Origin of the sequence: Curtobacterium sp. WHRI 8282 (genome assembly GCF_040223925.2) — a bacterium.
Classification (GTDB): Bacteria; Actinomycetota; Actinomycetes; order Actinomycetales; family Microbacteriaceae; genus Curtobacterium; species Curtobacterium flaccumfaciens.
Genome location: NZ_JBEHCD020000001.1, coordinates 374701 through 391391, shown reverse-complemented (window position 1 = coordinate 391391; position 16691 = coordinate 374701). Strand labels below are relative to the sequence as shown.

Here is a 16691-nt window from a genome sequence, read left to right as displayed (position 1 = left end):
GCAGGTCTCCGCCCGCTCTCTCCCCCGAGAAGGACCCTGCATGCGTGCTCCTGCCCTGCGCCCACCCACGATGCGGATCGGCGCAGTCGTCGCGACCGCCCTGGTCGTCGCGGCCGGTGTCGTCACCGCCAGCCCGGCCCTCGCCGCCGTCGGTGACGACGACCCGGCCGTCGGCGCCGTCGCGGCGAACGGCCTCGTCATCAACGAGGTCGAGTCGAACGCTGACGACACCGATTGGGTCGAGCTCGAGAACACCTCGGGTGCAGCGATCGACCTGACCGGGTACGCGTTCCTCGACTCCGACAGCTCGCACGACGCCTACGTCCTGCCCGCCGGCTCGACGATCGCCGCCGGCGGGTACTTCGTCGTCGACCAGGTGTCCGCGACCGCCCCCGGCTTCGACTTCGGGCTCGGCGGTGCCGACACCGCGCGCCTCTACGACCCCGCCGGCGACCTGGTGCTCCGGTACGCCTGGACGACCCACGCGGGTGTCACCTACGGTCGCTGCGCCGACGGCGTCGGGCCGCTCGTGGACACCACGTCCTCGACCAAGGGTGCCGCGAACGACTGCTCCTCGCCCGTGCGGATCAACGAGGTCGAGTCGCAGGACGGCATCCCCGGCGACTGGGTGGAGCTGACCAACACCAGCAGCGCCACCGTCGACCTGGGCGGGTACGTGCTGCGCGACAGCGAGGACGACCACACGTACACGATCCCCGCGGGCACGACCGTCGCGGCCGGGGGCTTCACCGTCCTCGACGAGGCGGCGTTCGGCTTCGGACTCGGCAAGGCGGACTCCGTGCGGCTCTTCGACGCCCGCGGTGCGGTCGTCGACTCGACCTCGTGGACGGCGCACGCGAGCACGACGTACGGGCGCAACCCCGACGGCACCGGGGACTTCGCCGAGACGGCAGCCCCCACGAAGGGCGCGGCGAACCGGTTCGCCGGCGTCGTCACCGCCGAGGCCTGGCCCGGCGGCCCGGACGAGACCGTGCTCGACGACGAGGACACCTTCACCGGTGACCTGAGCGGCCTCGACTGGACGACCTCGGGGACCTCGCGGGACGGGCAGCTCTGGGCCGTGCAGAACGGCGACGGCCTGCTCTACCACCTGACCCCGGACGGCACGGGCGGCTGGGCGCCGTCGAACGCCGCGGGCACCGACCTGCGTTACGCCGACGGCACGGGCACACCGGACGCCGAGGGCGTGACGGTCACGAGTGACGCCCCCGGCGCCGTCTACGTGTCGACCGAGCGGAACAACGACGTGTCGAGCACGAGCCGCCCCTCGGTCCTGCGCTACGCCACGACCGACGGCTCCGAGGGCACCCTGCGGGCCACCGACGAGTGGAACCTCGCCGCGGACTTCCCCGGGCTCGGCGCGAACGCCGGCCTCGAGGGCATCACCTGGATCCCGGACACCTGGCTCACCGCGCACGGCTTCACCGACGAGCGCACGGGCGCCGCCTACGCACCGTCGCGCTACGCCGGACACGGCGAGGGGCTGTTCTTCGTCGGGGTCGAGGGCACCGCGAGCGTGTACGCCTACGCCCTGATGGACGACGGGTCCTCGGCGCGGGTCGCCACGATCGCGACCTCGCTCGCCGTCGTCGCCGACGTGCAGTTCGACCCGACGCTCGACGCGCTCTGGGTGGTCTGCGACGAGGTGTGCTCAGGTCGGACCGCGCTGTACGAGGTGACCGACGGAGCCTTCGCCGCATCGACGCTGTACGAGGCGCCGTCGGCCGCCGACCGCACGCTCGCCAACGAGGGCTTCGCGATCTCGGGCGTCTGCACCGACGGGGAGCGCGCGACCTTCTACGCCGACGACAACGACACGGACGGGTTCTCGCTCCGCACGGGGACGTACCCGTGCGAGGGCGGCGACCCGGGCACGGAGCCGACGCCGACCCCGACTCCGACTCCGACCCCGGGCGACGGCGGCACGACGCCGACGCCGGTTCCGACCCCGGGTGGGACGCCCACCGCGGGCCCGACCCCGGGTCCCTCGGCTGCCCCGGTTGTTCCGGTGGCGCCGTCGGGGTCGCTGTTGACGGAGGCGAGTCGTGGTGGGGTGTCGGCTCCGGCGTCGGCTCGTGCTGGGGAGACGATCACGGTGACGGTCGGCAAGGCGTCGGCGGGTGACACGGTGAACGTGTGGTTGTTCTCGGAGCCGACGTTGATCGGGACCGCGGCGGTGGCTGCTGACGGGACGGTTCGGGTGACGATCCCGTCGGACACGGTGGCTGGTGTGCACCGGTTGGCGGTGACGGCTGCGGACGGGAGTCTGATCGGGTGGACCCCGATCACGATCACCACGGAGGGGCAGCTCGCGTTCACGGGTGCTTCCGGGCTCGGTGCCGGTGCGTTGGTGGCGTTCCTGCTGCTCGCGGCGGGTGCGGGTGTGCTGGTCGTGCGTCGCCGACGTCGGACGGTGGCTGCGGAGTAGTCCCCGCGCCCCACGGGCGCACTTCGTGAGCAGGAATGGTCGGGTTCGAACAGCGGACCCGACCGTTTCTGCGCATCATGCGCGGTGGGCGCGACCGCGCGGCGGACGGGAGGCGCGGTGCGGGGCCGCCACGCGCCTCCAGGCCGGTGGGTGCGTGCGTTCAGTGCTCGGTGCCGTGCATGGTCTGGGTGTCGTCCTGACCGGGGATGGCGTCCTTCGTGGTCCAGCCGTACCAGCGGCCGTCGATCTCGGTGACCGCGCGACCGTCGCCGCAGGTGACCAGGCCCTTGGTCGGGAGCTCCTCGGGCAGGAAGTCGGCGGTCATCGCCGTGCCGCCGTAGGACTCGTCGAGCGGGGTGCAGTCGTCCACGTCGACGCCGTCCTTCGACGCGAACCCGATGACGTACCCGGGCTGGGAGACGTGGAGGCGGACGTCGATGTCCTTCGCGTCCTCCGGCACCCACTTCGGCATGAAGAACGCCAGGTCCTCGGACTCCCCGGAGCGCGGGGCGTCGGAGTACGCGTCGAAGTGCTTCTGCGGGGTCTTGTTCGGCACGATGTCCTGGATCGCGCTGCAGCCGGCGGTCAGCAGCAGGGCGGACACCGCGGCGGTGGAGGCGAGGGCGATCCGGAGGGTGCGGCGGGCGGTGGTGGGGCGCGTGTCGGTGCTCATGGATCCAGTCTCGCGACGGTCGCCGCGCTGAAACATCACGTGCGCACCCGGAAGCGGTCGGGGGTTAGCCCCACCTGGGCACCGCAGCACGCCGTGCCACCCGTCGGGGATCGGCCCGCGCACCCGGTCGTGACGCCGCAGTAGCGTCGGGGGATGCAGCAGGAGATCCTCCGGTACACCGCCTTCGCCGCCGAGCCGGGCGGAGGCAACCCCGCTGGGCTCGTGCTCGACGCGGCCGGGCTGTCCGACGACCAGATGCTCGCGATCGCCCGACAGGTCGGGTACCCCGAGACCGCCTTCGTCGTCGGTTCGACGGCGACCGGGCCGCGGGTCCGCTACTTCTCGCCGAGCGCCGAGGTCCCGTTCTGCGGGCACGCCACCGTCGCACTGGCCGTCGCGTTGGCCGAGCGCGACGGGACGGGCCGCCGGGTGTTCACGACCCTGGCCGGCGAAGTCGCCCTCGATGCGATCGTCGGTGCGGACGGCGCGGTGCAGGTCGCGATGACGAGCGTCGAGCCGGCCACGCGGGACCTCGACCCGGCCCTGCTGGCGCGGTTGTTCGACCTGCTCGGACTCGAGGCGGCGGACATCGCTCCGGGGTTCCCGGTGCTGGAGTCCTTCGCCGGCAACTGGCACCCGGTCCTCGTGCTGCACGACCGCGAGCTGTTCCACCAGTTCCGGTTCGCGCCGGGGCCCCTCGCCGAGCTCAAACGCGAGGCCGGATGGGCGGGGACCGTCACGGTGCTGCACCGCACCGGTGACCGGGAGTACGAGGCGCGCAACCTGTTCCCCGCCGGGCGCATCACCGAGGACCCGGCGACGGGATCGGCTGCGGCGTCGACCGGGGCGTACCTGCGGCAGATCGGTGCAGCGCAGCCGGGCGACCGCATCACGATCCGGCAGGGGCGGCACGTCGGGCGTCCGAGTCTGCTGCTCGTGGACGTCCCCGAGGCCGGCGGGATCACGGTGACGGGGAGCGCGACGCCGATCTCCTGACGGACGTTCCTTCCCAGAACGCACGCGTTGGGAAGCGGAATCGGGCGTACCTGGTCGAAACTTCCGATCCGGTACGCCCGATTTCACCAGGTACGCCCGATTGCGCCGGCGGCCTCCCCCAGAAACTCCTTGACACGGTTAAGTCAATACGGTGGACTAATCCTGCGCGCGGGCGATGGTGCCCGCGGACATCACCCGTGCAAAGGAGCACCGATGAAACGCACCCGCATCATCGCCGGACTCGCAGCTGTGGCCGTGGCCGCAGTCGGTCTGGCTGGCTGCTCGAGCTCGGGGTCCGCCTCGAGCGACACGATCAAGATCGCGTACCAGAAGTTCGGCGCCTTCCAGCAGCTCGACGCCCAGATGAAGGTCGTCAAGAAGCAGTACGAGAAGGACAACCCCGGCAAGAAGGTCACCCTCGTGCCCATCCAGGCGCAGGGCAACGACTACTACACGAAGCTCGCGCTCATGAACAAGGCGCCGGCCACTGCCCCGGACGTCATGTACGAGGACACGTTCCTCGTCAAGGCCGATGCCGAGGCGGGCTACCTGCTGCCACTCGACAAGTACACGGACAAGTGGGACGAGTGGGACCAGTTCTTCGACAACGCCAAGCAGGCCGGGCAGGGTGACGACGGCAAGATCTACGGCGTCCCGATGGGCACCGACACCCGAGCCCTCTGGTACAACAAGGACATCTTCAAGAAGGCCGGGCTCGAGGTCCCGTGGAAGCCGAAGACGTGGGACGACGTGCTCGCGGCGGCGAAGACCATCAAGGACAAGCAGCCCGACGTCATCCCGTTCAACATCTACTCGGGCAAGGCGCAGGGCGAGGCCTCGACCATGCAGGGCTTCGAGATGCTCCTGTACGGCGCCGACGGCTCCGGCAACACCCTGTACAAGGACAAGAAGTGGGTCACCGACTCGAAGCAGTTCGAGGACTCGCTCAAGTTCGTGAAGGACGTCTACCAGGGCGGCCTCGGCCCGACACCGCAGCAGGCGCTCGACACGAACGTCGGCACGACCATCGCCCAGACGTGGCTGCCGAAGGGCAAGCTCGCGATCGACCTGGACGGTTCGTGGCAGTCCGGCACGTGGCTCAAGTCCGGCACCGCGCCGTGGCCCGAGTGGAACGACGTGATGGGCCAGGCACCCATGCCGACCCAGAACGGGCAGGCTCCCGGCTACAACTCGATGTCCGGCGGCTGGACCCTGGCGGTCGGCGCGAAGTCGAAGAACCCGCAGGCGGCGTTCGACTTCATCACGAGCTTCCTCGACAAGGACGGTTCGCTGAAGTACGACACCGAGAACAGTCAGATCGCCGTCCGCAAGGACGTCGCGGACGACCCGGCCTACACGGCGGCGAACCCGACGTTCAAGTTCTTCTCGGGGCTGGTGGAGAACACCAACTTCCGCCCGGCGACGAGTGACTACTCGCAGGTCTCCAACGCGATCCAGGTCGCGATGGAAGCGGTCATGACGGGTCAGCAGTCGCCGAAGGACGCGGCTGCCGCCTACGACAAGGCCGTCACGCAGGTGGTCGGCAAGGAGAACACCGTCTCCGCTGGTTGACGGACGTCACCCACTGACGGACTGGAGGCGCGGGGCGGTCCCGCACCGCGCCTCCCGTCCGCTCTTCCCCACCTTCGGAACCCCTCCGCACCCGGAAGGCACCCATCGTGTCCAGCACCCCCCTCGCGCCGACGCTGTCGGCGCCCGGTGCGCCGAAGCGCACCGATCCACCCGTGCCGCGCAAGCGGCGACCACTGCGGAACGTCGGACGAGCGGTTCCGCTCGTCCCCGCCCTGGTCCTCCTCGTCATCTTCCTGCTCGGCCCCGTCATCTCGTCGTTCTACGGGTCGTTCACCAACTCGGCGCTGACCGGCGCCAGCGCCGCCGACCAGCAGTTCGTCGGGTTCCAGAACTACGTCGAGCTGTTCCAGGACCCGGACTTCCCGAAGTCCGTCATCCTGACCGTCGTCTTCCTGCTGGCCTCGGCCGTGGTGGGACAGAACGTGCTCGGCCTCGGGCTGGCCCTGCTGATGCGCTCGGCGAACAAGGCCGTCCGGGCGATCGTCGGCACCTTCGTGGTGGCCGCGTGGGTCCTGCCGGAGATCGTGGCGTCCTTCGCGGCGTACGCGTTCTTCAACGACGAGGGGACGCTCAACACGTTCCTCGCGTCGATCGGGATCACCGGCGCGAACTGGCTCTACACGTACCCGATGCTCGCCGTGATCCTGGCGAACATCTGGCGCGGCACCGCGTTCTCGATGCTCGTCTACTCGGCCGCCGTGCAGGAGGTCCCCGAGGAGATCACCGAGTCCGCCGAGGTCGACGGAGCCACCGGCTGGCAGCGGCTCGTCTACATCACGCTCCCGGTGATCCGCCGGAGCATCTCGACGAACCTCATGCTCACGACACTGCAGACCCTGTCGGTCTTCACGCTGATCTTCGTGATGACCGGCGGCGGTCCGGGCACGAACTCGTCGACCCTGCCGATCCTGGCGTACCAGGAGGCGTTCAAGTTCTCGCAGCTCGGCTTCGGGACCGCGATCGCGACCATCCTGCTCGTGGTGGGGGCGGTCTTCTCGATCATCTACATCCGGGCCCTCAAGCCGGAGGTGGACTGATGGCCATGACAGCCCCGTCCCTCGACCAGACCACGACCCGCTCGGTGACCGCACCGGGGTCGATGCACATGACGTCACCGCGCGGCCGCACGATGCGGTGGGTGTCGAACACCGTGCTGCTCGTCATCGCGGTGTGCTTCGCGGTGCCGCTGCTCTGGCTCGTGCTCGCCTCGTTCGACACCCAGGCGTCGCTGTCGGTGAAGCTGCCCTCGCAGTTCACCCTCGACAACTTCGCGAAGGTGCTCACCCCCGAGCTGTCGTTCATCCCGCTCGCGAACAGCCTGCTGCTCTCCGGCGGCACCGCGGTCGTCACCGTGGTGTTCGCCTTGCTCGCCGCGTACCCGCTGTCCCGGTACAAGATGCGGGTCAACAAGCCGTTCCTGTACAGCATCCTGTTCGGCACCGGCCTGCCGATCACCGCGATGATGGTGCCCGTCTACGCGCTGTTCGTGTCGCTCAACCTGATCGACAACGTGTGGGGCTGCATCTTCTTCCTCGCCGCCACGTCACTGCCGATGGCGATCTGGATGGCGAAGAACTTCATGGACTCGGTGCCGATCTCGCTGGAAGAAGCGGCGTGGACCGACGGCGCCTCGATGCTCACCACCCTGACCCGCATCGTGATCCCACTCATGCGTCCGGGCATCGCGGTCGTCTTCATCTTCGTGTTCATCCAGGCGTGGGGGAACTTCTTCGTCCCCTTCGTCCTGCTGCTCTCGCCCGAGAAGGTGCCCGCCGCGGTGAGCATCTTCAACTTCTTCGGGCAGAACGGGGCGGTGGCGTACGGCCAGCTCGCCGCCTTCTCGATCGTCTACTCCGTGCCCGTCATCGCCCTCTACGTGATCGTGTCCCGAGGCCTCGGCGGCGGCAATGCCCTCGCCGGCGGCATCAAGGGCTGACGCCGGCCCCCACCCCCGCAAGACACCGGTGTTCGCGCGTCGAACACCCGCGAACCGCGGTTCGATCCGCGAACACCGGTGTTCCGCGAACCAGAAAGGAAGCACATGCACCAGGACGAACCGCTCGTCGAGGCCCGGATCGCCCGCCTCGTGCGCGACCGCGTCGACCCCGCCGTCCTCCGTCGCTCGGCGCCGGTGACGATCGAGGCGTGGGAGGTGCCGGACGAACCGGTACCGTTCGACGCCGCCGTGGGCGAGACGTACACACCGTTCACGGTGGGGTCGCACTGGGGCGGACGCCCGTGGGGCACGACGTGGTTCCGGGTGACCGGGACCGTGCCGGCGGACTTCGGCACCGCGCCGGGGACCACCGCCGAGCTCCTCGTCGACCTCGGGTTCACCAAGCGGCAGCCCGGCTTCCAGGCCGAGGGACTCGCGTTCCGCGCCGACGGCTCCACGATCAAGGCGATCGAGCCGCGGAACGACACCGTGCCGCTCGAGGTCGGCCCGGGGGAGTCCTTCGAGCTCTGGATCGAGGCCGGGGCGAACCCGGACATCGGCGGCGACTCGTTCCAGGGTGCGACGCCGCTCGGCTCGCGCTCCACCGCCGGCGACGACCCGATCTACCGCCTCAAGGCCCTCGAGGTCGTCGAGCGCGACGACACCGTGTGGGAACTGCAGCAGGACCTCTGGGTGCTGCGCGGGCTGATGGCCGAGCTCCCCACCGACGGCACCCGCGGCGCCGACATCCTGCGGGCACTCGAACGCGCCGCCGACGCACTCGATCCGGACGACGTCGCCGGCACCGCCGCGGACGCCCGTCAGGTCCTGGCGCCCGTGCTCGCTGTCCCCGCCAGTCCCGCCGCCCACCGCGCGATCGCCGTCGGGCACGCCCACATCGACTCCGCCTGGCTGTGGCCCGTGCGCGAGACGAAGCGCAAGTGCGCGCGGACGTTCTCGAACGTGCTCGACCTGATGGACCGCGACCCCGACTTCACCTTCGCCTGCTCGTCCGCGCAGCAGTACGCGTGGATCCGCGACGAGTACCCGTCCATCTGGACCCGCATCAAGCAGCGCGTTGCCGAGGGCCGGTGGATCCCGGTCGGCGGCATGTGGGTCGAGTCGGACACCAACCTGCCCGGCGGTGAAGCCCTGGCCCGCCAGTTCGTCGCCGGCAAGCGCTTCTTCCTGGAGGAGTTCGGCATCGACACCCCCGAGGCCTGGCTCCCCGACTCGTTCGGCTACTCGGGCGCCCTGCCGCAGATCGTCCGCGCCGCCGGGTCGAAGTGGTTCGTCACCCAGAAGCCGTCGTGGAACGAGACGAACGTCATCCCGCACACCTCGTTCCACTGGGAGGGCATCGACGGTTCGCGCGTCCTGACGCACCTGCCCCCGGCCGACACCTACAACTCCGACGTCTCACCGGCCGACCTGCGCCGCGGTGAACGGAACAACAAGGAACGCGGCACCGCGAACACCTCGATGCTCCTGTACGGCTTCGGGGACGGCGGCGGCGGTCCCACCCGCGAGATGGTCGGCGCCGCACACCGCCAGCACGACCTCGACGGGTCGCCCCACGTCACGCTCGGCACGCCGGCGCAGGTGTTCGAGCAGCTCGAAGCCGAGCTGCCGACGCCGGGGGTCTGGTCGGGGGAGATGTACCTCGAGTTCCACCGCGGCACCTACACGTCGCAGATCCGCACGAAGCAGGGTAACCGCCGCTCCGAGCACCTGCTGCGCGAAGCCGAGCTCTGGGCAGCGACGGCGGCGGTCCGGCTCGGCAGCGAGTACCCGTACGCCGAACTCGAGGACGCCTGGCACACCGTCCTGCTGCAGCAGTTCCACGACATCCTGCCCGGGTCCTCGATCGCGTGGGTGTACGAGAACGCCGAGGAGCAGTACGCCCGGGTCGCCGAGGTGCTCGAGGGGCTGATCGGCAGCGCGACGACGGCGCTCGCGGGCAGCGCGACGACGGCGCTCGCGGGCAGCGCGACGACGGCGCTCGCCGGCAGCGCGCCGACGGCGCCCGCCGGCGCCGACGACGCCGCGTCGGTCGTGCGCTTCAACGCCTCGCCGGTCGCGGCAGGGGACGTGACCGCCCTGGCAGGTTCGGTCGTCCACGCGCCGCGACCCGTGCCTCCCGTCCGGAGCGGCGACCGCTTCGTCTTCGACACCGGCGTCGTCACCGCGACCATCGACGCCGCCGGCCACGTCGTCTCGTTCGTCGACCACGCCACCGGACGCGACGCGATCGCGCCCGGCGCCGCGGCGGCGGAGTACACGGTGTTCCGCGACACCCCGAACCAGTGGGAGGCGTGGGACATCGACCGCGCGTACCAGCGCAACGGCACGGTGCTGTCGGCGTCGTCCGTCTCGGTCGACGGCTCCTCGCTCGTGGTGGAACGGTCCTTCGGATCGTCGACGCTCACCACCCGCTACTCCGCCGTGCAGGGCGAACCGGAGCTGACCGTCGAGACCGAGGTCGACTGGCACGAGCACCAGAAGCTGCTGAAGCTCGCGTTCCCCATCGACGTGCTCGCGTCGTCAGCCTCGAGCGAGATCCAGTTCGGGCACATCGACCGGCCGACGCACCAGAACACCTCGTGGGACCACGCCCGGTTCGAGACCTCGGCACACCGCTGGGTGCACGTCGCGGAGCCCGGTTTCGGCGTCGCCGTGGCGAACGACTCGACCTACGGCCACGACATCACGCGCGAGACCCGGCCCGACGGCGGGATCACCACGCTCGTGCGGGAGTCGCTGCTGCGCGGGCCGACGTTCCCGGACCCGAACGCCGACCAGGGGCACCACGTGTTCCGGACGGTGCTCCGGATCGGGGCCTCGGTGCTCGACGCCGCCGACTCCGGGTACCGGCTGAACCTGCCGGTGCGGAGCGTCCCCGGGTCGGCCGAGGTCGCGCCGCTCGTCACGGTGTCGTCGCCGCAGGTGTTCGTCGAGGCCGTCAAGCTCGCCGAGGACCGCTCCGGAGACGTCGTCGTGCGACTGTACGAGGGACTCGGCGGCCGGGCGTCGGACGTCGGGGTCTCCCTCGGGTTCGACGTCGAGTCGGTGTCGCAGGTCGACCTGCTCGAGCGGCCGCTGGAGCGCTCGTGGTCGGCCGGGGAGCCGGTCGTGCTGACCCTGCGGCCGTTCGAGATCGTGACGCTGCGCGTGCGTCGGGCCTGAGGCAGCGGGCCCGGCGTTCGGTCGGGGAGAGACCGCGGCGCCGGACGGGACACGGGTGCGTTCCGTTCGGCGTCGTGTTGCGGGGGGGTGCGCGTGCGGGTGGGCGGGTCGGGTGGCCTGGTCGAATCGGGCGTAGCTGGTCGAATCGGGCGTACCTGGTCGGAACTTCCGGCCAGGTACGCCCGGTTCCGCTTGGCATCGGGGCCGTTCTGGGAAGGAACGTCTCCCCTCCACAACCGCCCAGGCCTGGAGGCCCGTCCACAGTTCCCGACATCGGCCCCAGGAGCGGGTGGCTGAGCGGGCATCGTCACGTGCATGAACGAGTTGCTGCCCATCCTCCGAGCCTCCGCCATGCACGAGGCCGGCCTCGATGCCACCACCCTGCGCCGCCGAACCCGGACCCAGGGTGTCGGCCGCCTGGTCCGGGTCGGACCGAACGCCTTCGTCGACGGCGCCGCGTGGGATGCCGCCGGGCCTCGTCAGCGGTACGTCACCCGGGTCTTCGCGCGGCTCGGACGGCTCGGCTCGCGGGCGACGGCCTCGCACCTGTCCGCGGCGGCCCTGCACGGCCTCCCGGCGCTCGCCGGGTGGGACGTCCCGGTGCACGCGACGGTGCCGGAGTCGATGTACCGGGGCAGGAGCGCCGAGCTGGTCCTGCACACGAGACCCGTCGGCCGGGGCGAGCGGGCTACGGTCGGTGCGATCGCCGTCACCTCCGTGCCCCGGACCGTCGTCGACATCGCGATGTCCGGCGACCTGCGGGCGGGCGTCGTCATCGCGGACGCCGCGCTGCGACGTGGGTTCGACGACGCCGACCTCCGACGAGCGGTTCCCCCGAAGGCCCGCGCCCGAGCCCTGGCGCAGCAGGTGCTCGACCTGGCCGACGGTCGCTCCGGGTCACCGGCCGAGTCGCTCGCTCGGGTCGTGTTCCGGGAGCTCGGACTGCCCGCGCCGGTGCTGCAGCAGGAGTTCGTCGTGGACGGCCGTCGGTCCGCGGTCGACTTCTGGTTCCCGGACCACGGGGTCATCGTCGAGATCGACGGACGGGCCAAGTACTCGCAGGAGCGCTACCTCGGCGGCCGGAGCCCGACCGAGGTGTTCCTCGACGAGAAGCGGCGGCACGGTCGGTTGCTCACCGTGCCGGGTGTCCGGACGATCATCCGGCTCGAGTGGCGAGACCTCTTCGACCTCGAAGCGCTGGCACTGCGACTCCGGGCGGCGGGGCTCCCGTGCGCGGTCCGCCCGGTCCGGAGCGCTCGACGCCGCGCGGGGTGACCGTTCGACGCCGCGCGGGGTGACCCTCCAGCACCGCACGGGGTGGCCGTTCGGCGCCGGTGAACCGGCACAGCACGCTCTGGCTAGCGTGGCGGCATGGCAGTGCAGGAGATCTGGCTCGTCCGTCACGGCGAATCGGTCGCGAACGTCGCGGCGGCTCGGGCCGAAGCAGCGGGCGACGACGTCATCGACGTCGAGTTCCGGGACGCCGACGTCCCGCTCAGCCCGCTCGGCACCGATCAGTCCCGGGCCCTCGGGCAGGAGCTCGCCGACCGCGGGATCGACGACGTCCCCGTCGCGCTGTGGGTGTCGCCGTACCTCCGCGCACAACAGACCATCGCGATCGCGCTCGAGGCAGCCGGCCTCGCCGAACCCGACAAGCGGGTGGACGAGCGGCTGCGCGACCGCGAACTCGGCGTCCTCGACCTGCTGACCCTGCAGGGCGTCCGCAACCGGTACCCGGACGAGGAACGCCGCCGGCAGTGGCTCGGCAAGTACTACCACCGGCCGGCGGGCGGGGAGTCGTGGGCCGACGTGATGCTCCGGCTCCGGTCGCTCCTCGGCGATGTCGAGCGGGTCGACGGCGCCGAGCGCCTGGTGATCGCCGCGCACGACGCCGTGGTGATGCTCGCCGTCGCGGTGTGCCTCGACCTCGACGAGCCGGCGCTCATGGAGTTCGCCCGGACCCACGCCGTCGCCAACGCCTCCCTCACCCGACTCCGTCGCGACGACGCCGGATCGCCGTGGGTGCTCGAGGAGTTCTCCTCCGTCGGGCACCTGGACGACGACGAGGTCACCCAGCACACCGGCCGGAAGGACGACGAGCATGTCCACTGAACCCGTCACCCCGAACTTCCTGCGGGACTGGCCACTGCCCGAACCCGGTGCCGGCAAGTACGGCCGCGGGCAGGTGCTCATCGTCGGCGGCGCCGCTCGGACCCCGGGCGCAGCGATGCTCTCCGCGCTCGCCGCACTCCGGGTGGGCGCCGGTCGTCTCACCCTGGCGGTCGGCCGGAGCGTGGCGAACGAGGTCGCGGTCGCGGTGCCCGAGTCCGGGGTCGAACCCCTCGACGAGGACCAGGACGGGCACATCGCCGTCGGCGCGATCGAGGGCATCGCGGACAGCGCGTCGAGTGCCGACGCCGTGCTGGTCGGGCCGGGGCTCGACGAGCCGGACGGTTCCCGTGACCTCGTGGCCGGACTCGCCGACGTCGTCGGTCCGCACACCACCGTCGTGCTCGACGCCTTCGCCCTCGGGGTGGCCGCCGACGTGCGGGACCGCCTGGAGCCGCTGCGTGGACGGCTCGTGATGACGCCGAACTCCGGCGAGGCCGAACGCCTGCTCGGGCGGGAGTGCAGCGACGACGACGTGGCCGACGCCGTGGCGATCGCGAACCGCTTCGGTGCGGTCGTGGCCCTCGGCGATGCCATCGCCACACCGCAGGGTCGGGCGTGGCTCAAGGGCACCGGCTCCGGCGGTCTCGGCACGAGCGGCAGTGGGGACGTGCTGTCCGGTGCGGTCACCGGCCTGCTCGCCCGCGGCGCCGATCCGGCACAGGCCGTGGCGTGGGCGTCATACGTGCACGCTGCCGCAGGCGACCGACTCGCGGTGCAGGTCGGGCCGCTCGGGTACCTGGCGAGCGAACTCGTGACCGAGATCCCGCGGGTCCTGGTCGAGCTCGGAGCCTGAGCCCGCCCGTTCTTTCCCAGAACGCCCGCGATACCTGGTGCTTCCGGGCATACCTGGCGAGAACTTCCGACCAGGTACGCCCGAAACGACCAGGTACGCCCGAAACGACCTGGCCGCCCAACCCCCAGCCCGACCCCCGCCGCGCACCACTACCCCCGCAGGGACTCCACGGCCTTCTCGATGCGCCGGGCCCGGGTCTCCGGCGCCTTCGCCTGCTCCACGGGGTCCACGAGTGCCCGCTGCCGCGAGTCCGACAGGGTGTCGAACGCCGCACGCACGCCGGCCTCCTGCAGCGCGGCCGCCAGGTCCTCCGGCAGGTCGACGGTCCGGGGCAGGGTGTCGACCTCGAGTGCGACCTCGACGGTGTCCCCTGCGGCGATCCCGGCGGCCTCACGGTGTGCGGCCGACAGCGGCACCAGGAACTGCTCGTCCATGACCCCGACGGTGGAGCGGTAGGTGTAGCCCCGGTTGATCGTGACGACCACCGCGGGGCGCTTGCCGGATCCGAGCGCCTCGATGACGGACTCCGGGACGGGGAGTCCGGTCGCCGTCTTCCGTGCTTGCAGGACCGTCGTCGTGAACCGCATCCGTGCCTCCAGGCCTGATGTGGGCGCGACCATGCGCCCAGATCGAGCAAAGCGTACAGCCGCACCCGCTGTTCCGCCGCCGTTCACCACCGGAGCACGGGCCGGAAACCGGCCGCGTCCACGATCGACCAGAACCCGGACCCCCGGTCACCTCAGCACCTTCCCCCACCCGAAAGGCCCACCCGTGCAGCACAAGCGCACCCTGGCCGGCATCGCCCTGGCCGCCGCAGCGATCGTCACCCTCGCCGGATGCTCGGCGACGAGCTCCGCGAGCGCCGGCTCCGACGGCGACGCCGACTGGAAGACCGCCACCAGCGCCCAGTCCGCCGGCGGCATGGACGCCCTCGTCAAGGCCGCCAAGGCCGAGGGTCAGCTGAACGTCATCGCGCTGCCGCCGTCGTGGGCCAACTACGGCAAGATCATCGACGGCTTCACCAAGAAGTACGGCATCAAGATCAACTCCGCGAACCCGAACGGCTCGAGTGCCGACGAGGTCGCCGCCGTGAAGTCGCAGAAGGGCCAGTCCACCGCGCCCGACGTGCTCGACCTCGGCAACGCGGTGCTGCAGGAGAACCTCGACCTGCTCACCGACTACAAGGTCGCGAACTGGGACGACATCCCCACCGACCTGAAGGAGAAGGACGGCGCGTGGACGCGTGACTACACCGGCCTGATGTCGATCGGGTACGACTCGTCGAAGATCTCCGACGCCCCGAAGGACCTGCAGGACCTGCTCGGCAGCGAGTACAAGGGCAAGGTCTCGATCGCGGGCGACCCGACGCAGGCCAACCAGGCAGCATCGGCCGTGTACCTGGCGGCGCTCGAGAACGGTGGCTCGGCCGACGACATCACGAAGGGCGTCGACTACTTCGGCGACCTGAAGAAGGCCGGCAACTTCCAGAACGTACTGCCGACGCAGGCCACGGTCGCCTCGGGTGAGACCCCCGTGGTCATCCAGTGGTCGTACAACAACCTGGCGTGGGGACCGGCAGCGGGCGCGAGTGGCAACAAGGACTGGAAGACCGTCGTCCCGAAGGGGCAGGCGCTCGGCTCGTACTACTCGCAGGCCATCACCAAGGACGCCCCGCACCCCGCGGCCGCCCGCCTGTGGCAGGAGTACATCGCCAGCCCGGAGGCCCAGAACCTGTACCTGCAGGCCGGTGCCTTCCCCGCCACCCTGTCGGCGATGGAGAAGTCCGGCAAGGTCGACCAGGACGCCCTCGACGCCGCCGGTGGCGCGCCGAAGGACTACGTCGAGCTGACCGACGCGCAGGTCGCCGACGCCGCGACGGTGCTCAAGGCCAAGTGGTCCTCGACGATGGGGTCCTGAGCAGCATGACCACCGCATCGGCAGACGCGCCCGCGACGAGCGCTCCGAGCACCGTGCGCCCGGCGTCCGCGCCCGCCGATGCCGTCCGTCGCGGCGCCGGACCCCGTGTCCGGCGCCGCGTCGGTCTCGCCTGGCTGGGGCTGACCCCCTTCGCCGCCTACGTCCTGCTGTTCCTCGCCGTCCCCGCCGTGATCGCGATCGGCAGCGGCTTCTTCGACGGCTCCGGAGCGTTCACGTTCGCGAACCTCGCGGCCTTCGCCGACCCGTCCGTGCTGCGGGCGTTCGGCGGGTCGTTCGGCCTGTCCGCCGCCTCCGCGGTCATCGGTGCCGTGCTCGGCGCGGTCGTCTGCTGGGCGCTCTCGGCACTGCGGCCGGACGGACTGGTCCGGTCGATGATCGACTCGGCGGCGAGCGTCCTCGCCCAGTTCGGCGGCGTCATGCTCGCGTTCGCGTTCATCGCCACGATCGGCGTGCAGGGACTCGTCACGACGTGGTTGGTCACGGTCTTCCACGTCGACCTCAACGCGGACGGCGCCTTCCTGTACACCGTGCCCGGGCTCGTCATCCCCTACGTCTACTTCCAGGTGCCGCTCATGGTCCTCACGTTCATGCCCGCCCTCGAGGGCGTCAAGGCCCAGTGGGGCGAGGCCGCCGCGACCCTCGGCGCCTCGCGTCTGACGTACTGGCGCCGGATCGCGTTGCCGGTCCTGGCACCGGCGTTCTGGGGGTCGCTCCTGCTGCTCTTCGCGAACGGCTTCTCGTCGTTCGCCACCGCCGCGGCCCTCATCTCGCAGGGCGGCATCGTGCCGCTCACGATCCGCACGCAGCTCACCAGCGAGACGCTTGTCGGCCTGCAGAACGTCGCCGGGGTGCTCGCGTTCGGCATGGTCGTCGTGATGGCGGTCGTGATGGGCGCCTACTCGCTGCTGCAGCGCCGAGCCGCCAGGTGGCAGCGATGAGCGCGGCGGCACCGGTC

General features: G+C 71.0%; 13 protein-coding genes. 11 read left to right on the top strand and 2 right to left on the bottom strand.

Annotation, left to right across the window (positions count from 1 at the left end; genetic code table 11):
* Window positions 1-40: 40 nt before the first annotated feature.
* The gene (locus ABRP24_RS01890) at window positions 41-2449 is read left to right on the top strand and encodes a lamin tail domain-containing protein (protein WP_349847703.1); all 2409 of its coding nucleotides are present in this window, start codon (window positions 41-43) and stop codon (window positions 2447-2449) included.
* Window positions 2450-2609: 160 nt separating this feature from the next.
* On the opposite strand, the gene ABRP24_RS01885 is transcribed toward ABRP24_RS01890, so the two are convergent.
* Window positions 2610-3122, bottom strand: coding sequence for a hypothetical protein (locus ABRP24_RS01885; RefSeq protein WP_071245384.1), 513 nt, complete (start codon window positions 3120-3122; stop codon window positions 2610-2612).
* 153 nt (window positions 3123-3275) lie between these two features.
* Between ABRP24_RS01885 and ABRP24_RS01880 the strand changes: the two genes are divergently transcribed.
* The 8 genes from ABRP24_RS01880 to ABRP24_RS01845 all read left to right on the top strand — a co-directional run bounded on the left by ABRP24_RS01880 (window position 3276) and on the right by ABRP24_RS01845 (window position 13798).
* Window positions 3276-4118: a PhzF family phenazine biosynthesis protein gene (locus ABRP24_RS01880; RefSeq protein WP_027466666.1), complete on the top strand. Its 843-nt coding sequence runs from the start codon at window positions 3276-3278 to the stop codon at window positions 4116-4118.
* A 213-nt stretch (window positions 4119-4331) separates the two neighbouring features.
* A complete protein-coding gene (locus tag ABRP24_RS01875) occupies window positions 4332-5690 on the top strand; it encodes an extracellular solute-binding protein (protein WP_301597134.1) in 1359 nt (452 codons plus the stop codon).
* Window positions 5691-5797: 107 nt separating this feature from the next.
* Window positions 5798-6748, top strand: coding sequence for a carbohydrate ABC transporter permease (locus tag ABRP24_RS01870; protein WP_111056610.1), 951 nt, complete (start codon window positions 5798-5800; stop codon window positions 6746-6748).
* A gap of 5 nt (window positions 6749-6753) precedes the next feature.
* The gene (locus ABRP24_RS01865) at window positions 6754-7647 is read left to right on the top strand and encodes a carbohydrate ABC transporter permease (protein ID WP_371836703.1); all 894 of its coding nucleotides are present in this window, start codon (window positions 6754-6756) and stop codon (window positions 7645-7647) included.
* A 105-nt stretch (window positions 7648-7752) separates the two neighbouring features.
* Window positions 7753-10833 carry a glycoside hydrolase family 38 C-terminal domain-containing protein gene (locus tag ABRP24_RS01860; RefSeq protein WP_349847704.1) on the top strand — a complete coding sequence of 1027 codons (3081 nt, stop codon included), beginning with the start codon at window positions 7753-7755 and terminating at the stop codon, window positions 10831-10833.
* Between the two features lie 315 nt (window positions 10834-11148).
* Window positions 11149-12108: a hypothetical protein gene (locus tag ABRP24_RS01855; RefSeq protein ID WP_301599801.1), complete on the top strand. Its 960-nt coding sequence runs from the start codon at window positions 11149-11151 to the stop codon at window positions 12106-12108.
* Between the two features lie 96 nt (window positions 12109-12204).
* Entirely contained in the window at window positions 12205-12945 is a 741-nt protein-coding gene (locus tag ABRP24_RS01850; RefSeq protein ID WP_301599802.1) for a histidine phosphatase family protein, read from the top strand.
* Entirely contained in the window at window positions 12935-13798 is an 864-nt protein-coding gene (locus ABRP24_RS01845) for an NAD(P)H-hydrate dehydratase (RefSeq protein ID WP_071245375.1), read from the top strand. Before ABRP24_RS01850 ends, ABRP24_RS01845 begins: the two co-directional genes overlap by 11 nt.
* 149 nt (window positions 13799-13947) lie before the next feature.
* On the opposite strand, the gene ABRP24_RS01840 is transcribed toward ABRP24_RS01845, so the two are convergent.
* A complete protein-coding gene (locus ABRP24_RS01840) occupies window positions 13948-14385 on the bottom strand; it encodes a YdeI/OmpD-associated family protein (protein WP_349847705.1) in 438 nt (145 codons plus the stop codon).
* A 184-nt stretch (window positions 14386-14569) separates the two neighbouring features.
* Here ABRP24_RS01840 and ABRP24_RS01835 point away from each other — a divergent pair, with 184 nt between their 5' ends.
* Both ABRP24_RS01835 and ABRP24_RS01830 read left to right on the top strand, forming a co-directional pair.
* The gene (locus ABRP24_RS01835; protein ID WP_071245371.1) at window positions 14570-15715 is read left to right on the top strand and encodes an ABC transporter substrate-binding protein; all 1146 of its coding nucleotides are present in this window, start codon (window positions 14570-14572) and stop codon (window positions 15713-15715) included.
* A 5-nt stretch (window positions 15716-15720) separates the two neighbouring features.
* Window positions 15721-16674, top strand: a complete 954-nt coding sequence (locus tag ABRP24_RS01830; RefSeq protein WP_027466657.1) for an ABC transporter permease subunit — start codon at window positions 15721-15723, stop codon at window positions 16672-16674.
* The last annotated feature ends 17 nt before the right edge of the window (window positions 16675-16691 follow it).

What these genes read in the sequence shown, in the direction of transcription:
- ABRP24_RS01890 (WP_349847703.1), top strand. Translation starts at nt 41, where the DNA reads ATGCGTGCTCCTGCCCTGCGCCCACCCACGATGCGGATCGGCGCAGTC.
- ABRP24_RS01885 (WP_071245384.1), bottom strand. Translation starts at nt 3,122, where the DNA reads ATGAGCACCGACACGCGCCCCACCACCGCCCGCCGCACCCTCCGGATC.
- ABRP24_RS01880 (WP_027466666.1), top strand. Translation starts at nt 3,276, where the DNA reads ATGCAGCAGGAGATCCTCCGGTACACCGCCTTCGCCGCCGAGCCGGGC.
- ABRP24_RS01875 (WP_301597134.1), top strand. Translation starts at nt 4,332, where the DNA reads ATGAAACGCACCCGCATCATCGCCGGACTCGCAGCTGTGGCCGTGGCC.
- ABRP24_RS01865 (WP_371836703.1), top strand. Translation starts at nt 6,754, where the DNA reads ATGACAGCCCCGTCCCTCGACCAGACCACGACCCGCTCGGTGACCGCA.
- ABRP24_RS01860 (WP_349847704.1), top strand. Translation starts at nt 7,753, where the DNA reads ATGCACCAGGACGAACCGCTCGTCGAGGCCCGGATCGCCCGCCTCGTG.
- ABRP24_RS01855 (WP_301599801.1), top strand. Translation starts at nt 11,149, where the DNA reads ATGAACGAGTTGCTGCCCATCCTCCGAGCCTCCGCCATGCACGAGGCC.
- ABRP24_RS01850 (WP_301599802.1), top strand. Translation starts at nt 12,205, where the DNA reads ATGGCAGTGCAGGAGATCTGGCTCGTCCGTCACGGCGAATCGGTCGCG.
- ABRP24_RS01845 (WP_071245375.1), top strand. Translation starts at nt 12,935, where the DNA reads ATGTCCACTGAACCCGTCACCCCGAACTTCCTGCGGGACTGGCCACTG.
- ABRP24_RS01840 (WP_349847705.1), bottom strand. Translation starts at nt 14,385, where the DNA reads ATGCGGTTCACGACGACGGTCCTGCAAGCACGGAAGACGGCGACCGGA.
- ABRP24_RS01830 (WP_027466657.1), top strand. Translation starts at nt 15,721, where the DNA reads ATGACCACCGCATCGGCAGACGCGCCCGCGACGAGCGCTCCGAGCACC.